Genomic DNA, 16,876 nt, shown 5'->3' on the forward strand with positions numbered 1-16,876 from the left:
CTCGGGATTATCCCTGCTGCGTCGCGTCTGGCTCGGCCAGGCGCCAGCCCTGCTCCGTCTTCATCATCCAGACCTGGGTCTCCTGCGCCAGGGCCTGGCCTGCCTCGAAGTCGCCATATTTGCGCTCGAGCTCCATCAGCCCCATCTCCTGCTGGAAGGGGCCGACCCTGTCATAGACGAGATCCTCGTCGTGCAGCACCTGCAACTGATCCAGTCCCTGCTTGAAGTGGAGCTGGTAGCTCACCTTGACCAGATAGACCCCCTCCATCCGCTCCTCCTTGCCGAGCACGGCGAAGTCGCGGATGTCGAACAGGTCAGCATCTGTGCCCGCCTGCAACCTGGCGGTGACCTGGCTCTGGATGGTCTCTTCACCGGGACCTGCGTTGCAGCCATAAAGCCAGAGGGCCAGCAGGGGGATGAACCACTTTTTCATCAAAACTCCGGATGATGCGAGACAGGAGGGGCAAAGTTTGCCACGGTACGGGCCAGATACAAGGGATAGCCAGAAAAATCAGCAGTCTATGGCAGGTCCGAGGTAAGGGGACGGCGAACGATGCAGGTCATGATCAGGGTATCGCCGCTGAACCCGGCGATCTGTTTGCGATCTACTTGCTGGAAGCCGTGCCTGGTCCAAAAATGCAGGGCTGGCAGGTTGGTTTCTATGACCCCGAGCCGCATGTTGGTGCAACCCCAGTTTGCCGCCATCTCCATGAGCCGTAGGACGACTTGGCTGCCGATGCCACGGCCTTGCCTGCACTCCTTCAACAGCAGCAGACCGAGATAGGCGGTATCCGGTGTGGGATAGCCACGGATGAGATCGACGCAGCCAAGCAATTCTTCCCCCTCCAGCACGGCCAGCACAAACTTGTCCTCTTGCCCCATCCCCGGTGGACAGACCTTGAGTATCTCTTCGGCATCCGCAGGGACAGGCCCCTTGCTTTCGGTCAGCCAGCTGTAGGCTGGGGCTGCCATGACAACTTCCTCCAGCCAGCCCCTGTGCTCTGGGTGAAACGCTGACAGACGCCGGAGCTCCATCTAGCGCAGCTTGTCCAGCTGGCCGAGAAATTCGACAGGCCCCATGAAGCCGGTCACCCGCTGGCCGTTCACCTCGTTGCCATCGCGATCGAAGAAGATGAGGGTCGGCAATCCCAGCACGTTGAGGCCGTTGAGCAGATCCACGTCGGCGTCGTCGTTGGCGGTGACGTCCGCCTGCAGCAGCACCATCTCGCTGAAGCGCGCCTGCACATCGGGGTCGCTGAAGGTCTTGTGCTCGAACTCCTTGCAGGCCACGCACCAGTCGGCGTAGAGATCCAGCAGCACCGGCTTGCCGCGGGCGGCGGCAAGCTGCACCTTGAGATCGTCAAGGGTCTTGATGCGGATGAATCGGGGGGCCTGGGTCTGGGCGGCGGCATTGGCCCCCTCGGGTGGCAGCAGCAGATCCTTGCCCACCACCACGAGGCCCATCATCGCCAGCAACAGGACGAAGCCGCCAAGGCTCTTGCCCACCGAATGGGCGCGATGCTGGTTGTGGTGATAGAGATAACCGCACAGCACCAGCCCCCAGCCGAGCCAGAGCAGGGTGGCCACCTGATCGCTCAGGAGCCTTGAGAGCAGCAGGATGGGTACCGCCAGCAGCGCAAACCCGAAGAGTTGCTTGATCACATCCATCCAGGCGCCGGCCCTGGGCAGCAGCTTGCCGCTAGAGGTGCCGAGCAAGAGCAGCGGCAGCCCCATGCCCAGGGAGAGGGCATAGAGGGCCGCACCGCCAAGCCAGAGGTCGCCACTCTGGGCCACGTAGATAAGGGCCCCGGAGAGCGGCGCCGTGGTGCAGGGGGAGCAGACCAGTCCCGAGATCATGCCCATGATGGCGACGCCGGCCACGGATCCGCCCTGCTGGCGGTTGGAGAAGCCCGAGAGACGGGTTTGCAGGCTGCTCGGCAGTTGCAGGGTGTAGAGCCCGAACATGGAGAGGGCGAGCAGCACGAACATCACCGAGAGGCCGATGAGCACATAGGAGTGCTGCAGGGCCGCCTGGAATTGCAGGCCCGCCGAGGCAACGACGAGCCCGAGCAGGGTATAGGTGACCGCCATCCCCTGCACATAGACAAAGGAGAGCAGGAAGGCGCGACGGGTGGAGAGGCGATGCCCGGCCCCGGCGATGATCCCGGTCAGGATGGGATACATGGGGAAGACGCAGGGGGTGAAGGCGAGGCCGAGACCCAGGGCGAAGAAGGCGGCGACGCTGATCCAGAACCCCTGGCTGCCGAGGGCGGCCGCCAGCCTGTCCTGCTGGCTGCCCGGCACGTCGGTGCCCTGAAGGGGGGCCACCGCTTCCGCCTGGGCGGGGGCGGTGAGGGGCTCGACGGCGATCCGCTTGTCGGTGGGTGGGTAGCAGAGTCCCTCGGTACAGCCCTGGTAACTCAGGGTGAGGCTCGCCGTGTCCCCGACCCGGGTCAGTGCCACGGGGATCTGCACCTCCTGGTAATAGACCCGGCTCTTGCCGAAGAAGTCATCCTCGTGCTCGGTGCCGGGGGGCAGGACGGGCTCGTCAAAGGCGAGGTTCTCTCCCTTCACACGGATGCTGTGGCGATAGAGGTAGTAGCCGTCGGCGATGCGTATCCGGAGCAGCAGCCGATCACCCTGTTGTTCGCTCTCGAGGGCGAAGGCCTGATCCACCTTGAGGAATCTTGGCTGGGTCTCGATGCCGAGGCTGCCGAGCAGATCCTGGCTGCTGGCCCGGGCGGGGGCCGTCGTCAGGACGCAGAGCAGGCCCAGCAGTATCAGCAGGAAGGAGAGGGGGCGAGAGGCGGTCATGAGGTCTCCTGTGTCAACCAGTCGAGATAGGCAGGGTGGCCCTGGCTTGCCGGGAGCGCCAGGATCTCCGGTACCTCGTAGGGATGGTGGGCGAGAATGCACTGGCGCAGGGGTTGGAACAGCGCGGCCCGACTCTTGATGACGAGCTGGATCTCCCGGGTTCGCTCCGTCTTGCCCTGCCAGCGATAGACGGAGGTGACCCCGGGCAGCTGGTTGATGCAGGCGGCGAGGCGCTGGTCGAGCAGCTGCTCGCAGAGGCGGTCTGCACTGGTCTCGTCGGGGCAGGTGCAGAGCACCAGAATGGCGTCGGTCATAGGGATGGACGGTCTCGGCAACGGGGCGCACGGGCCCCCTGGATCAGCCGTTACTATACCGGGCCGGGGGGCAAATAGCACCCGGCCCCCCGCACCCGGAATAAGTCATGCGCCCGAGATGGACGCTGTGAAAAGGACAGGGCAGAATGAGCGGGCTTGTTCCAATTCTACGTAAGGAAATGTATGACCCAACAGAATGAGCAGCAGAGAAACCGCATGTTGAGCCTGTTGCGTGAAGGGGAGCGCCGCATGCTGGTGCAACTGGCCGGTCTGCTGCGTACCAGTGTCGACGAGATCAATGCGGAGCTGGAAAAAGAGGAGCTGTTGTCGGCGTTGGAGCAACCCATCACGGTGGAGTACCTCAACGGCGTGGTGCAGCATCATCTGTTCGAGCGCCTGCACAAGGGGGACATGGTGGCGGCCCAGCGCATGCTGAACCAGTACCAGAGCGACCTCGAAGCCATGATGCGCCAGGAAACCAGGCAGGACGACACCCCGCCGGAAGAGGTCAAGGCCCAGGCCTGACCCCGCGAGGCCCTCTTCAGCACCATCATGCCATCGCATGATGGTGCCTCGCCCTTACCCCTCGAATCGCTTATCCCAGTGCCTTCTGCACCTGTCCCATGGGAATGGGGAACACCTTGTCGTAGCTCCAGTTGTAGACGAAGGCATAGACCAGGTAGAAGAGCACGAAGCCCATATCCAGCACCAGCGCCTCCAGCAGGCCGATGTCGAGCCACCAGGACATCACCGGCAGGGCCACGATCAGCAGGCCCCCCTCGAACCCCAGGGTGTGCAGCACCCGCTGCCACAGCGCCTTGTGGGTGTGGCCCTGATAGCGCAGCAGCAGCTTGTCCACCCCGATGTTGTAGACATAGTTCCAGACGGTGGCGACCACCGAGAAGAACAGGGCCAGGGGGCCCATGTGGTTGAGCCCGACGCCGGTCACCCAGCTGGCCAGCGGAGCGGCGATCAGCAGGCCAATCAATTCGAAGCCGATGGCGTGGCGCAGGCGGTCACGGGTCGTACGCATGGTCTGTCTCTCTCTCTGATCAGGGAATGGCGGCAATGTATCGCCAAAACCGGATAGATTCACGTTGGTATCTATCGCTAAAATAGATAGATGTGACGACACAACCGCACGGCGGAGCAGGCTCATGACCCCTTCACTGGAACACTTCAAGGCATTGCTGGCGACGGCCGAGACCGGGTCGTTCTCGGCGGCGGCGCGCAGGCTGGGCAAGGCCCAGTCGGTGGTGAGTGCCGCCATCGCCAACCTGGAGATCGATCTCGGCCTTGCGCTGTTCGATCGCAGCGGCCGCTATCCCGTGCTGACCGAGGCGGGGGCCCGCATCTGTCAGGAGGCGGGGGTGCTGCTGGCCCAGAGCGAGCGACTGCAGGCCATCGCCGGCGAGCTGGCCAACGGCGTCGAGTCGCGCCTCACCCTGGCCATCGACGATGACTCCCACCTGCCCTGGCTTGGTTCCCTGCTGGAGGAGTTCGCCAGCCGTTACCCGGCGGTGGAGCTGGAGCTGCTGTTTCCGCTGATGGAAGACGTGACCGAGCTGCTCAAGAGCGGCCGTGCCCAGCTCGGCATCAGCTACCAGAAGGCGCACCCCGAGCGGGAGCTGGTCTCCCGCTCCCTGGGGACGGTCACCATGCCCCTGGTGGTCTCTCCGGATCACCCCCTGGCCCACAAGACGCCGTTGAAGGAGAGCGACCTGCAAGGGGCTCGCCAGTTGATGGTGACTGGACGGCGGGAGGGGACGGAGCGCCATCGCTTCCGCCTCTCGGCGCAAGTGTGGTGGGTGGAGGGGGATCTCGGGATCCTGGAGCTGGTGAAACTGGGGCTGGGATGGGCGGCGGTGCCCGAGTTTCTGCTGCACCGGCCCCTGGCGCGGGGGGAGCTGGTGGTGCTCAAGCCGGACTTCATCGCCGAGGCGGAACTGGCGCTGGAGTTGCAGTGGTATCGCGCCCGCCCACTCGGGCAGGCGGGGCGCTGGTTGCAGGAGGCACTGCTGGCGCGGGTGCCTCGCTAGGGGGGATTCAGTCGATCAACGCATAGGGCAGGGGTTGCAGACCGAGGCTGGAGCCCTCTTCCAGCTTGAGGCGGAAGCGGGCGTCGGCCTCGGTGTCCTTGGGCAGCACGGCGGTGAGCCACACCTGACCCTGCTGCTGCCAGGCGTTGAGCACCAGACCGCTGCGGCGCCAGTTGTCACCGAGCTGGATCTCCAGGGTGTCACCGCTGGCCACCTGCGTTGCGGCAGTGCCGCTCAGCACGAAGAGGGCGCGGTTGTTGGCGCCGCGATACTTGGCGCGTGCCACCGTCTCCTGCCCCATGTAGCAGCCCTTGTTGAAGCTGATGCCATCAAGGGCTTGCAGGTTCAGCATCTGGGGGATGTATTCCCCCTGATGGACCGCTTCCAGATGAGGGAGACCGGCTTTGATTTCCAGCCCCCACCAGAGTCCTTCGTCGCCCACCGGCAGGTTGAGGGCCAGCGGGGATGTGCTCGCCAGCAGCCAGCGGTTCGCCTCCACCCTGACTGCCATGCCGCCCTCCACCAGACCGGTGCCGGTCAGCGCGAAGTGCTGTGCCATCCAGTCGTCCGTCCCCTGACCGGCCAGTCCGGTCAGGCTGCCCTGAAACTCGCCGATCTCGACCTTGGCAAAGATCGCAAACTTCTTGAGCTCCGGCAGCTGGCGTGCCAGCACCGAGGGCTTGGTCAGCATCAGCAGGCTGTCTTCCAGGCAGAGCAGGCGAAAATCGCTCCACAGCTTGCCCTTGGGATCGCAGTGGCCGCCGAGGGTGCTCTGGCCCGGTTGCAGGGCGTTGACGTCGCAGGTGACCTGACCTTGCAGATACTTGGCGCGATCCGGGCCGCCGAGGCGGGTGATGGCCAGATTGGTCAGGGAAAACAGGGTCGGCTCGGCAGGAAGAAGAGGGGTCGGCAGGCTCACGATGGGATTCCAGAGACAGAAAGTATGTGACCTGCATGGTAAAGACGTAAGGAATGTTTGTCAGCCGGAAAATCCTGCTGCTACCATTCCCCGGTCTTTGTAAGGAGAGTTCCATGTTGAACCCAAGTGAGAAGTCCCGCCTGAAGTGGGCCTGCCGTCGCGGCATGCTCGAGCTGGATGTGATCTTTATGCCCTTCTTTGAGCACGAGTTCGATGGCCTCGGCGAGGCCGAACAGCGCACCTTCATCCGCCTGCTGGAGTGCGAGGATCCCGAGCTGTTCCGCTGGTGCATGGGTCACGGCGTGCCCGAGGATCCCGATTTTGCCGCCATGATCCCCCTGATCCTCGAGCGCAACCAGGCCCGTCACGACAGCCTGCGCTGAGCCCGACTCGCGACCGCCCCCCCTCATGGCCAGCCTCGCGTCTCCCCAGCGGGCAGTGATGCCCGTGATCGCCTCCCGCCAGCAGCGTCTGCTGCTGTGCATCCTGTTTCTGTTGCTGCTCTTGCCCGTCGCCAGCCTGATCCAGGGCTGGCAATGGGGGCTGTTCCTCCCTGTCTGGGGGCTGAGTCTGTGGCGTGCGTTGCGCCGCCATCCGGCGGCGAGCGGCGTGCTCGTCTGGGATGGGGAGTGGCTCGAGTGGCAAGGGGCGCGCCATCGGCTGGATCCCCGCAGCCGCATCCTGCCCGGGGTGCTCTGGTTGCGGCTGAAGACGGTGGAGGGCTCCGAGGGGCAGCTCTGGCTCTTCTCCGATGCCCTGGCCCCTGCACACTACCGCGCCCTGGCCCGCGCCATCCACCTCGCTGTCCGCTAGGGGCGTCTCTCTCTACCTGCTACATCTGCCGCTCATAGCAGATGACCCCGCCTGGGCGGGGTCATCTGGGGGAGGGCATACGCCCGAATCGAACGCAACGGCCTTATTCCCGATCCGGGGTCAGCACGGTCGGCTTGGAGTCCGGCTGCATGTCCGGATAATCCAGGTTGTAGTGCAAACCGCGAGACTCCTTGCGCTCCAGGGCGCAGTTGACGATGAGCTCGGCCACCTGCAACAGGTTGCGCAGCTCCAGCAGGTTGTTGGAGACCCGGAAGTTGGCGTAGTACTCCTGCACCTCCTGCTTGAGCAGATCGATGCGACGCTTGGCCCGGGCCAGGCGCTTGTTGGTGCGCACTATGCCCACGTAGTCCCACATCATCAGCCGCAGCTCGTGCCAGTTGTGCTGGATCACCACCTGCTCGTCCGAGTCATCCACCTGGCTCTCGTCCCAGGCCGGCAGGCTGGGGGGCGCCACGCTGGTGGGCAGCTTGGCCAGGATGTCGGCTCCCGCCTGATGGGCATAGACCACGCATTCGAGCAGGGAGTTGGAGGCCATGCGATTGGCGCCGTGCAACCCGGTATAGGTCACCTCGCCGATGGCATAGAGGCCGGGGATGTCGGTCTGGCCGTTGTTGTCGATCATCACGCCGCCACAGGTGTAGTGGGCCGCCGGGACGATGGGCATCGCCTCCTTGGTGATGTCGATACCGACCGCGAGGCAGCGCTCATAAATGGTCGGGAAGTGCTTGATGATGAAATCCGCCGGCTTGTGGCTGATGTCCAGATACATGCAATCCGCCCCGAGGCGCTTCATCTCGTGGTCGATGGCGCGGGCGACGATGTCCCGCGGGGCCAGCTCGGCCCGCTCGTCAAACTCCGGCATGAAGCGGCTGCCGTCGGGACGGCGCAGGTAGGCCCCTTCGCCGCGCAGCGCCTCGGTCAGCAGGAAGTTGGGGTCGTCCGGGTGGAACAGGCTGGTGGGGTGGAACTGGTTGAACTCCAGATTTGCCACCCGGCAGCCGGCCCGCCATGCCATGGCGATGCCGTCGCCAGAGCTTACATCGGGGTTGGAGGTGTACTGGTACACCTTGGAGGCCCCGCCGGTGGCCAGCGCCACGAAGCGGGCGCGGATCACCTCGACCTGCTCGGCGTTGCGATTCCAGACATAGGCTCCCAGTACCTTGTTGCCCGGCAGACCCAGCTTGCGGGTGGTGATGAGATCGACCGCGTTGAAGCGCTCCATCAGCTGGATGTTGGGGTGGGCGCGCACCTGGTCGATCAGGGTGAGCTGCACCGCCTTGCCGGTGGCGTCGGCCGCGTGGAAGATGCGGCGATGGCTGTGGCCCCCTTCCCGGGTCAGGTGATAGTGGGATTCCCCCTCGGCATCCTCTTCCTGATCGAAGGGGACCCCTTGCTGAATGAGCCACTGGATGGAGTCGCGGGCGTTGCGGGCGGTGAACTCTACCACCGCCGGGTCGCACAACCCGGCGCCGGCGTTGAGCGTGTCGCTCACGTGGGATTCGATGCTGTCGGTCTCGTCGAACACGGCAGCGATGCCTCCTTGCGCATAGAGAGTGGCCCCCTCACTGATGGGCCCCTTGCTCAGAACCAGGACTTTGGCCTGGTCTGCCAATCGCAACGCGAGGGACAGACCGGCGGCACCGCTGCCAATGATGAGTACGTCGCAAAGGTATTCAACACTTGCTTTCATAAGTATCATTGGCCTGGATTAAGAACTGGCCCCATGGTAGCCCAAGGGGGGTTGTGATGCAGCCCGCATCACATTTTTTTCAATGCAAGCGAACTTTCCCTGATTCCTCCTGTCTGAACTTGTGCGCTTAGAAGGGGCCGGAAAAGAAAAACGATAACCTGATGGGGGTTTTACGGCTCTGATGAGCGACCAGAATCTACTGGACGAACAGCTGGTTGAACGGGTCCAGCGTGGCGATAAAAATGCATTCAACCTATTGGTACGCAAGTACCAGCACAAGGTGGTCAACCTGGTGGCCAGGTATGTCAACAATCCGGGCGATGTACCGGATGTGGCGCAGGAGGCATTCATCAAGGCCTACCGTGCGTTGCCGACATTCCGTGGCGAGAGCGCGTTTTACACCTGGTTGTACCGGATCGCCGTCAACACGGCCAAAAACTACCTGACGTCACAGGGGCGCAGACCGCCCAGCAGTGATGTCGAAGCGGACGAGGCTGAATATTATGGTGGTGGTGAAGCCCTGCAAGAGGTGGCCACCCCGGAAAACTTGGCGCTGACCGACGAGATCAAACGCACCGTGTTTACCGCCATAGAAGCCTTGCCAGAAGATTTGAGAACGGCGATCACCCTTCGTGAAATGGAAGGGCTGAGCTACGAGGAGATTGCGGAGATCATGGATTGCCCGGTGGGTACGGTGAGATCCCGCATCTTCCGGGCGAGGGAAGCAATCGATAAAAAGCTGCAACCTCTGATCGAGCATTAACTGGGGAAAGACAGGCAAACTTATGGCAAATAAAGAGCAACTTTCAGCCCTGATGGATGGCGACCTCAGCGAAATCGAGGTACTGAACGAGCTGGGAACGGATCCCGCTCTGCAGGATACCTGGTCGCGTTACCATCTGATCGGTGATGCCATGCGGGGTGACCTGCCGGTCAATCTGCAACTGGATCTCAGCGACAGCATCATGCTGGCGCTGGAGGATGAACCCGCCATACTGGCGCCCAAGCCGGCACAGCCTGCTGCGCCCCAGGTGCAGCCCGCCGGCAAGGTGATCCCCTTCGTTCGCCGCTTTGGCCAGCAAGTGGGGCAGTATGCCATTGCCGCCTCCGTGGCTGCCGCCGTCATCTTCGGCGTGCAGCAGTACCAGGGCAAGGATGGTGTGCCGACCAGCCCGGTGCTCAATACCATACCCGTGGGTGGCAGTGCTGCGCCGGTGAGCGTGCACTATCCCCAGGATGGCAGCCGGACCGGTGTGCGTCAGCAAGGTCTGAGCGAGCAGCAGATGCAGGAGCAGCGCGAGCGCATCAATGCCTTCCTGCGCGACCATCAACTGCAACAGCGTCTGCTGCAAGACAAGCAGATTCAGGAATAACGCATTTTTAGGGATCAGATCGTGCGCCAGTCCAGCCGTATCCTGCTGGCCTCTCTCCTGTTGATTTGTGCCAAGGCCTCGGCCGACGATCTGTCGGCCGAGGCCTTGTTGCAGCAGATGCAGAGTGCCGTTTCGCAACAAAATTTCGAATTGTCCATGGTCAAGGCCCGCCAGGGGCGCCTCGAGCCTATCCGTTTCAGCCACGGGATCATCGATGGCAAGGAGGTGGCTCACCTGAGCTATCTCGACGGCAAGGCCGTGGAGTTCCTGCAACGCCAGAACGAATACACCTTCTTCGAAAACACCCATGAACCCTACACCCTCAAGGGGGCGCGTTTCCCCGGGGTGTGGTCGAGCCTGGTGAGGATGCCGCTGCCCCGGGTGATGGAGAGCTATGACCCCGTGCTGGCGGGCCGCAGCCGGGTGGCCGGCCTGGTGGCACAAGTGGTGCGGCTGGTGCCCAAGGAGGCGGACAAGTACGGCTTCGTGCTCTGGATTGACGAACAGAGCCATCTGCTGCTGCGGGTGGACATGGTGGATCGGGAAGGCAATCTGGTGGAACAGGTGCTGGGGGTGGATCTGGACAGGCAATCTGCGCCGGCCCCCTGGCTGGTCACCCTGGCACGCAGCAAGCTGCCGGATGCGCTGGCGCTGGAAGATGCCTATCCCGCTCCCCAGCAGACCCTCAACTGGCACCTGACCTGGTTGCCCGATGGCTTCAAGGTGCTCTCTCAGGATCGGCATCAGCTGGTCAGCACCAGTCTGCCGGTGGATTACATGATGCTCTCCGACGGGCTGGTGGATCTCTCCGTCTACGTCTCACGGGTCGATCCCAAGCAGGCGGTGCGCCAGCAGTTGATTCGCCAGGGGGCTACCTCGCTGGTGAGCTTCGTCAACGAGGTCGGGGTGGAGATCACCGTGGTGGGCGAGGTGCCCGCCGAAACCGCCAAGCGCATCGCCGAGGCAGTGCAGCCGCTGGCCCGCAACGAGGCGGTGCAGTGAGTCTTTGCCGTGAGACTTGCCCTGAGGGTGCCGCCGTGTTGAGATCCGGTGCATCCACCGCCCCCTGTGAGGAGTCATCAGGTGAGTAACATGAGTGAAGAGCTGGCCACAGTAGTGGCCATCGACGGCAATCACGCCTGGGTGGAGTGCGAGCGGCGAGCCGCCTGCAGCGGTTGCCACCAACAATCCAGCTGCGGGACCGGCACCGTCGCCAAGGCCTTTCCCATGAAGGCGCAGCGGCTGCGGGTCGCCCTCACCGGCGATGTGGCGGTGGGCCAGCAGATCCGCCTGGGCATCCCTCAGGCCAGCATCCTGCGCGGTGCGGCTCTGGTATACGTGCTGCCGCTCTTCTGTCTGCTGCTGGGCGCCCTGCTCGGCCAGCTCTGGCTGGTGCCGCTCTTGTCGGCGGGAGAGGGGGTGACCATCCTCTGCTGTCTGCTGGGCGGCGCCATCGGATTTTTACTGGTTCGTTACTTTTCTGACCGGCTCGAGCAGGGGGAATACGGTCCCCGCATGCTCGGGGTGGTGCTCAATACCCGTCATCTCTCTTGAGGGGCCGGGTCTGGCGGAGGGCATCCAGGTGCCCAACGCCCGCCAGACAAGGCGCTATTTGTGGGGCCCGCCGACTAAAGATTGGCCGTCGACCGGGTTATCCAGTAAAATCCTGCCCTCATATCCGACCCTAACTTAATTTTGAGTGATTCTTGCTCGATGAAACACATTCGTAACTTTTCGATTATTGCGCACATCGACCACGGTAAGTCGACCCTGTCGGACCGTCTGATCCAGACTTGCGGCGGCCTGTCCGATCGCGAGATGCAGGCCCAGGTGCTGGACTCCATGGATCTGGAGCGCGAGCGCGGCATTACCATCAAGGCACAGAGTGTGACCCTGAACTACCAGGCACAAGACGGTAACACCTATCAGCTGAACTTTATCGACACCCCGGGCCACGTGGATTTCTCCTACGAGGTTTCTCGCTCCCTGGCTGCCTGTGAAGGGGCACTGCTGGTGGTGGATGCCGGTCAGGGGGTTGAGGCACAGACTCTGGCCAACTGCTATACCGCCATGGAAATGGATCTGGAAGTGGTGCCGGTGCTGAACAAGATCGACCTGCCGGCCGCAGAGCCCGAGCGGGTTGCCGAGGAGATCGAGGACATCGTCGGCATCGACGCGGTGGACGCGGTGCGCTGCTCCGCCAAGACCGGCCTCGGTGTCGATCTGGTGCTGGAAGAGATCGTCGCCAAGATCCCGTCCCCGGAAGGGGATCCGGAGGCGCCGCTGCAGGCGCTGATCATCGACTCCTGGTTCGACTCCTATCTCGGGGTCGTGTCGCTCGTGCGGATCAAGAACGGTTCCCTGAAAAAGAACGACAAGATCAAGGTGATGAGCACCGGTCAGGTGTGGGGTGTGGATCGCATCGGTATCTTCACGCCGAAGCAGGTGGACACCGACGGCCTGGGTTGTGGCGAGGTAGGTTGGGTCGTCTGCGGCATCAAGGATATCCACGGTGCGCCGGTGGGGGATACCCTGACTCTGGCCAAGCACGGTGCCGAGAAGGCGCTGGCCGGCTTCAAGAAGGTGAAGCCCCAGGTCTATGCGGGCCTGTTCCCCATCTCCAGCGATGACTACGAGTCCTTCCGCGATGCGCTGGAGAAGCTCTCCCTCAACGATGCCTCCCTGTTCTACGAACCGGAGAGCTCCACGGCGCTGGGCTTCGGCTTCCGCTGCGGCTTCCTCGGGATGCTGCACATGGAGATCATCCAGGAGCGTCTGGAGCGTGAATACGATCTGGATCTCATCACCACTGCGCCGACCGTGGTCTACGAGATCGAGCTGAACGATGGCTCCACCATCCACATCGACAGCCCGGCCCAGATGCCCGCCATCAATAACATCAAGGAGATGCGCGAGCCCATCGCCGAGTGTCACATCCTGCTGCCGCAGGAGTACATGGGCAACGTCATCACCCTCTGCATCGAGAAGCGCGGCGTACAGACCAACATGGTCTACCACGGCAAGCAGGTGGCGCTGACCTACGAGATCCCGATGGCGGAAGTGGTGCTCGACTTCTTCGACCGTCTGAAGTCCACCAGTCGCGGCTACGCCTCCCTGGACTACGGCTTCAAGCGCTTCGAAACCTCCGACATGGTCCGTCTGGACATCATGATCAATGGCGAGCGGGTCGACGCCCTGGCCATCATCACCCACAAGGAGAACGCCCAGTATCGCGGTCGCCAGGTGGTGGAGAAGATGCGCGAGCTGATCCCGCGCCAGATGTTCGACATCGCCATTCAGGCCGCCATCGGCAACCAGATCATCGCCCGCAGCACCGTCAAGGCATTGCGTAAAGACGTCACCGCCAAGTGCTACGGTGGTGACGTGAGCCGGAAGAAGAAGCTGCTGAACAAGCAGAAAGAAGGCAAGAAGCGGATGAAGTCCCTGGGTCGTGTGGACGTGCCGCAAGAGGCCTTCCTCGCCATTCTCCACGTCGGAAAGGATTAATCGATGGCAAGCACCTTTTCCCTGATCCTCGTCGTCGTCACCCTGCTGACCGGCATCATCTGGACGCTCGACAAGCTGGTCTGGGCCAAGCAGCGGGCGGCCAAGATTGCCGCCGCCCGTGCCAATGCTGGTCCGGATGTGGACGAGAAGACACTGGCCAAGGTGGCCCCCATGCCGGTCTGGATCGAACAGACCGGCGGGGTTTTCCCGGTGATCGCGCTGGTGCTGATCCTGCGCTCCTTCATCTTCGAGCCGTTCCAGATCCCGTCCGGCTCCATGATGCCGACCCTGCTGGTGGGCGACTTCATCCTGGTGGAGAAGTTTGCCTACGGCCTCAAGGACCCGGTGACCAACACCAAGTTCCTCGAGACCGGCGAGCCGAAGCGCGGTGATGTGGTGGTCTTCAAGTATCCGCTGGATACCCGGGTGGACTACATCAAGCGGGTGGTCGGCATGCCCGGCGATCGGGTCATCTATCGCAACAAGGAGCTGATGATCCGGCCCAAGTGCGATGAGCAGGAAGGGAAAACGTGCCCCGGCTTCCAGAAGCTGGACGTCAAGTTCGAGCAGCGCGGGGAGTTCAGCCAGATGGGGATCCCGCTGGATCGCTACACCGAACAGCTGGGTGATGTCTCCCACGAGACCTTGCGCAACCCGCTGATGCCGGACCTGGTGGACCGCTACTATCGCCAGCCCGGCACCTACCCCGACGAGTGGGTGGTGCCGGAAGGCCACTATTTCGTGATGGGTGACAACCGCGACAACAGCACCGACAGCCGTTTCTGGGGTTTCGTGCCCGAGCAGAACCTGGTGGGCAAGGCGGTCGCCATCTGGATCAGTTTCGAATTCGAGCGCGAGGAAGGGTCCAGCTTGCCGAGCTGGGTGCCGACCGGTGTGCGCTTCAACCGCATTGGCGGAATCAAGTAAATGAATATCAAGATGAACAGACTGCAGTCCCGTCTCGGGCATGTCTTTCAGGATCCTGAGCTGCTGACCCGGGCTCTGACCCATCGCAGCGCAGGGTCCCGTCACAACGAGCGCCTGGAATTTCTGGGGGACTCCATCCTGAGTCTGGTGATTGCCGATGACCTCTTCCACCGCTTCCCGCAGGCGGCGGAAGGGGATCTCAGCCGGATGCGCGCCACCCTGGTGCGCGAGAAGACGCTGGCCGAGCTGGGCCGGGAATTCGACCTCGGGGATCACCTGATCCTGGGGCCGGGGGAGCTGAAAAGCGGCGGTTTTCGCCGCGAGTCCATCCTGGCCGACACCGTCGAGGCGGTGATCGGCGCCATCTATCTGGACACGGATCTGGAGCGGGTGCGCAGCCTCCTGCTCGGCTGGTATGCCAGCCGCCTTGGCGAGATCAAGCCCGGGATCGAACAGAAGGATCCCAAGACCCGTCTGCAAGAGATCCTGCAGGGCAGCCGCAAATCCCTGCCGACCTACACGGTGACCAACGTCAAGGGCGAGGCCCACAACCAGGAGTTCACCGTCCAGTGCGAAGTGGATGGGCTGGATGGCCCCCTGGTCGGGATCGGCTCCAGCCGCCGCAAGGCCGAACAGGCCGCGGCGCAGCAAGCACTGGAACGGCTGTCATGAGCACCATGACGGATCCGGCACTGTGCGCTCTTTTCACTCCATCAGCATTGGGAACGCGGGCATGACAGATACCACCTATTGCGGCTTTGTCGCCATCGTGGGCCGCCCCAACGTGGGCAAGTCCACCCTGCTCAACAAGTTGCTCGGCCAGAAGGTCAGCATCACCTCGAAGAAGCCCCAGACTACCCGTCACCGGATCCTGGGGATCGACACCGAGGAGAACCATCAGACCATCTATGTGGATACCCCGGGTCTGCACATCGAGGAGAAGCGGGCCATCAACCGCCTGATGAACCGCGCCGCCACCAGTTCCCTGGGGGACGTGGCCATGGTGGTGTTCGTGGTGGACGGCACTCACTGGACCAAGGATGACGAGATGGTGCTGGGTAAGCTGCGCCACCTCAAGTGCCCCGTGGTGCTGGCGGTCAACAAGATCGACAACGTCAAGGAGAAAGAGGATCTGCTGCCGCACCTCGAGTGGCTGGGTCAGCAGATGAACTTTGCCCACATCCTGCCCATCAGCGCCGAGAAGGGTACCAACGTGGAGAAGATCCGCGAGTGGGCCAAGGATCTGCTGCCGGAGAACGTCCACTTCTTCCCGGAAGATTACGTGACCGACCGCTCTTCCCGCTTCATGGCCTCCGAGATCATCCGCGAGAAGCTGATGCGCTTCACCGGCGAGGAGCTGCCCTATTCGGTGACGGTGGAGATCGAGCGCTTCAAGGTGGAGGAGACTGGTCTCTACCACATCCACGGGCTCATCCTGGTGGAGCGCGAAGGCCAGAAGAAGATGGTCATCGGCAACAAGGGCGAGAAGATCAAGACCATCGGCACAGAGGCGCGCATCGACATGGAACGGCTGTTCCAGAACAAGGTGCATCTCGAGCTGTGGGTCAAGGTCAAGTCCGGCTGGGCCGACGACGAGCGGGCCCTGCGCAGCCTCGGGTATGGCGACGACTGATTGCTGACCCCGGCTTTCGTCATCCACAGTCGGCCCTATCGGGAGACCAGCCAGCTGGTCGAGGTCTTCACCCAGGATAGCGGTCGATTCACCTTGGTGGCTCGCGGTTCCCGCGGGCCACGCTCCTCTCTGAAGGGGCTGCTTCAGCCCTTCACCCTGCTCACCATTGCCTGGCGCGGCAAGGGGGATCTCAAGAACCTCACCCAGGTGGAGTGCCCGGATCACTCGTTGCGCCTCGGGGGGGATCGTCTCTTCTACGGCCTCTATCTCAACGAGCTGGTCTACTACCTGCTGGAAGCACACACCCCCTTCCCCGAGGTGTTCGACGCCTATGCCCGTGCCATCATGGCCCTGGCGGACGGCGAGACCCCGGAGCTGCCCCTGCGCCGCTTCGAGTTCCTGCTGCTGCAGGCCCTGGGCTACGCGGTGGACTTCGAATATGCCGCGGACGACGACTCCCCCATCGACCCCACCCTGCTCTACGGCTTCGAGCGGGAGCTCGGCTTTGTCGCTTGCGAGCGGGCGCCGGATCCCCGTACCCTGTTCCTCGGCGCCCACCTGCTGGCCTTCGCCGAGGGGCGTTTCGACACGCCTCCCTTGCTGCAGGCGGCCAAGCGTTTCAGCCGGTTGGCGCTGCAGCCCTATCTCGGCAAGCGTCAACTGAAGAGCAGGGAGCTCTTTTTGAAGCGAAAAGGCAGTGTTTCAAGCTGATTTTTATTATCTGGTGATGTTTTGTGTTTATGACATCGCCTTTCATGAACAATAATGCTGTCGCCGTGGCCAGAACCGGCCTGCGGCGGCACATGGACAGAGGAGCGGGCACCAC

20 protein-coding genes are annotated in these 16,876 nt (G+C 63.0%); 13 read left to right on the forward strand and 7 right to left on the reverse strand.

The genetic code is table 11. The features are described from left to right. Window positions 1-7: 7 nt before the first annotated feature. From J9893_RS15735 to cutA, 4 genes are all read right to left on the reverse strand, one after another. Window positions 8-433, reverse strand: coding sequence for a hypothetical protein (locus J9893_RS15735; protein ID WP_039040544.1), 426 nt, complete (start codon window positions 431-433; stop codon window positions 8-10). An 86-nt stretch (window positions 434-519) separates the two neighbouring features. Then, entirely contained in the window at window positions 520-972 is a 453-nt protein-coding gene (locus J9893_RS15740) for a GNAT family N-acetyltransferase (RefSeq protein WP_210599752.1), read from the reverse strand. A 63-nt stretch (window positions 973-1,035) separates the two neighbouring features. Next, a complete protein-coding gene (locus tag J9893_RS15745) occupies window positions 1,036-2,814 on the reverse strand; it encodes a protein-disulfide reductase DsbD (protein WP_210599751.1) in 1,779 nt (592 codons plus the stop codon). Then, window positions 2,811-3,128, reverse strand: coding sequence for a divalent-cation tolerance protein CutA (gene cutA / locus J9893_RS15750; protein ID WP_210599750.1), 318 nt, complete (start codon window positions 3,126-3,128; stop codon window positions 2,811-2,813). The genes J9893_RS15745 and cutA overlap by 4 nt, the downstream gene beginning before the upstream one ends. A 183-nt stretch (window positions 3,129-3,311) precedes the next feature. Between cutA and J9893_RS15755 the strand changes: the two genes are divergently transcribed. Next, window positions 3,312-3,653, forward strand: a complete 342-nt coding sequence (locus J9893_RS15755; RefSeq protein ID WP_010675652.1) for a hypothetical protein — start codon at window positions 3,312-3,314, stop codon at window positions 3,651-3,653. A 70-nt stretch (window positions 3,654-3,723) separates the two neighbouring features. Here J9893_RS15755 and J9893_RS15760 read toward each other — a convergent pair whose 3' ends face one another. Next, on the reverse strand, window positions 3,724-4,161 hold the full coding sequence (locus tag J9893_RS15760) for a PACE efflux transporter (RefSeq protein WP_039040541.1): 438 nt from the start codon (window positions 4,159-4,161) through the stop codon (window positions 3,724-3,726). Window positions 4,162-4,285: 124 nt separating this feature from the next. Between J9893_RS15760 and J9893_RS15765 the strand changes: the two genes are divergently transcribed. Further along, complete coding sequence (locus J9893_RS15765) at window positions 4,286-5,167, forward strand: LysR family transcriptional regulator (RefSeq protein WP_010675650.1); 882 nt, start codon at window positions 4,286-4,288, stop codon at window positions 5,165-5,167. 7 nt (window positions 5,168-5,174) lie between these two features. On the opposite strand, the gene ygfZ is transcribed toward J9893_RS15765, so the two are convergent. After that, window positions 5,175-6,086: a tRNA-modifying protein YgfZ gene (gene ygfZ / locus J9893_RS15770; protein WP_210599749.1), complete on the reverse strand. Its 912-nt coding sequence runs from the start codon at window positions 6,084-6,086 to the stop codon at window positions 5,175-5,177. A 113-nt stretch (window positions 6,087-6,199) separates the two neighbouring features. Here ygfZ and J9893_RS15775 point away from each other — a divergent pair, with 113 nt between their 5' ends. Both J9893_RS15775 and J9893_RS15780 read left to right on the forward strand, forming a co-directional pair. After that, entirely contained in the window at window positions 6,200-6,469 is a 270-nt protein-coding gene (locus J9893_RS15775) for a succinate dehydrogenase assembly factor 2 (RefSeq protein WP_041213909.1), read from the forward strand. Window positions 6,470-6,527: 58 nt separating this feature from the next. Further along, on the forward strand, window positions 6,528-6,899 hold the full coding sequence (locus J9893_RS15780) for a protein YgfX (protein WP_043154867.1): 372 nt from the start codon (window positions 6,528-6,530) through the stop codon (window positions 6,897-6,899). A 103-nt stretch (window positions 6,900-7,002) separates the two neighbouring features. Here the strand turns inward: J9893_RS15780 and nadB are convergent, their stop codons facing one another. After that, a complete protein-coding gene (gene nadB, locus J9893_RS15785) occupies window positions 7,003-8,610 on the reverse strand; it encodes an L-aspartate oxidase (RefSeq protein ID WP_048208412.1) in 1,608 nt (535 codons plus the stop codon). Window positions 8,611-8,791: 181 nt separating this feature from the next. Here nadB and rpoE point away from each other — a divergent pair, with 181 nt between their 5' ends. From rpoE to recO, 9 genes are all read left to right on the forward strand, one after another. After that, window positions 8,792-9,373, forward strand: a complete 582-nt coding sequence (gene rpoE / locus J9893_RS15790) for an RNA polymerase sigma factor RpoE (RefSeq protein ID WP_010675645.1) — start codon at window positions 8,792-8,794, stop codon at window positions 9,371-9,373. Between the two features lie 22 nt (window positions 9,374-9,395). Continuing rightward, window positions 9,396-9,983, forward strand: a complete 588-nt coding sequence (locus J9893_RS15795; protein WP_041211670.1) for an RseA family anti-sigma factor — start codon at window positions 9,396-9,398, stop codon at window positions 9,981-9,983. 21 nt (window positions 9,984-10,004) lie between these two features. Beyond that, window positions 10,005-10,985 (forward strand): MucB/RseB C-terminal domain-containing protein, encoded by a 981-nt coding sequence (locus J9893_RS15800; RefSeq protein WP_010675643.1) that lies wholly within the window; start codon window positions 10,005-10,007, stop codon window positions 10,983-10,985. Between the two features lie 90 nt (window positions 10,986-11,075). Next, on the forward strand, window positions 11,076-11,537 hold the full coding sequence (locus J9893_RS15805; protein WP_210599748.1) for a SoxR reducing system RseC family protein: 462 nt from the start codon (window positions 11,076-11,078) through the stop codon (window positions 11,535-11,537). Between the two features lie 159 nt (window positions 11,538-11,696). Then, window positions 11,697-13,490: a translation elongation factor 4 gene (lepA, locus tag J9893_RS15810; protein ID WP_010675641.1), complete on the forward strand. Its 1,794-nt coding sequence runs from the start codon at window positions 11,697-11,699 to the stop codon at window positions 13,488-13,490. Window positions 13,491-13,493: 3 nt separating this feature from the next. Then, entirely contained in the window at window positions 13,494-14,417 is a 924-nt protein-coding gene (lepB, locus tag J9893_RS15815) for a signal peptidase I (RefSeq protein WP_010675640.1), read from the forward strand. Next, window positions 14,418-15,089 carry a ribonuclease III gene (gene rnc / locus J9893_RS15820; protein ID WP_010675639.1) on the forward strand — a complete coding sequence of 224 codons (672 nt, stop codon included), beginning with the start codon at window positions 14,418-14,420 and terminating at the stop codon, window positions 15,087-15,089. It abuts the gene before it with no gap. Window positions 15,090-15,150: 61 nt separating this feature from the next. After that, window positions 15,151-16,050, forward strand: coding sequence for a GTPase Era (era, locus tag J9893_RS15825; RefSeq protein WP_041211854.1), 900 nt, complete (start codon window positions 15,151-15,153; stop codon window positions 16,048-16,050). Beyond that, the gene (gene recO / locus J9893_RS15830) at window positions 16,051-16,761 is read left to right on the forward strand and encodes a DNA repair protein RecO (RefSeq protein WP_039040537.1); all 711 of its coding nucleotides are present in this window, start codon (window positions 16,051-16,053) and stop codon (window positions 16,759-16,761) included. The last annotated feature ends 115 nt before the right edge of the window (window positions 16,762-16,876 follow it).

Origin of the sequence: Aeromonas sp. MaB10011B (assembly GCF_017939325.1) — a bacterium.
GTDB classification, from domain to species: domain Bacteria; phylum Pseudomonadota; class Gammaproteobacteria; order Enterobacterales; family Aeromonadaceae; genus Aeromonas; species Aeromonas caviae.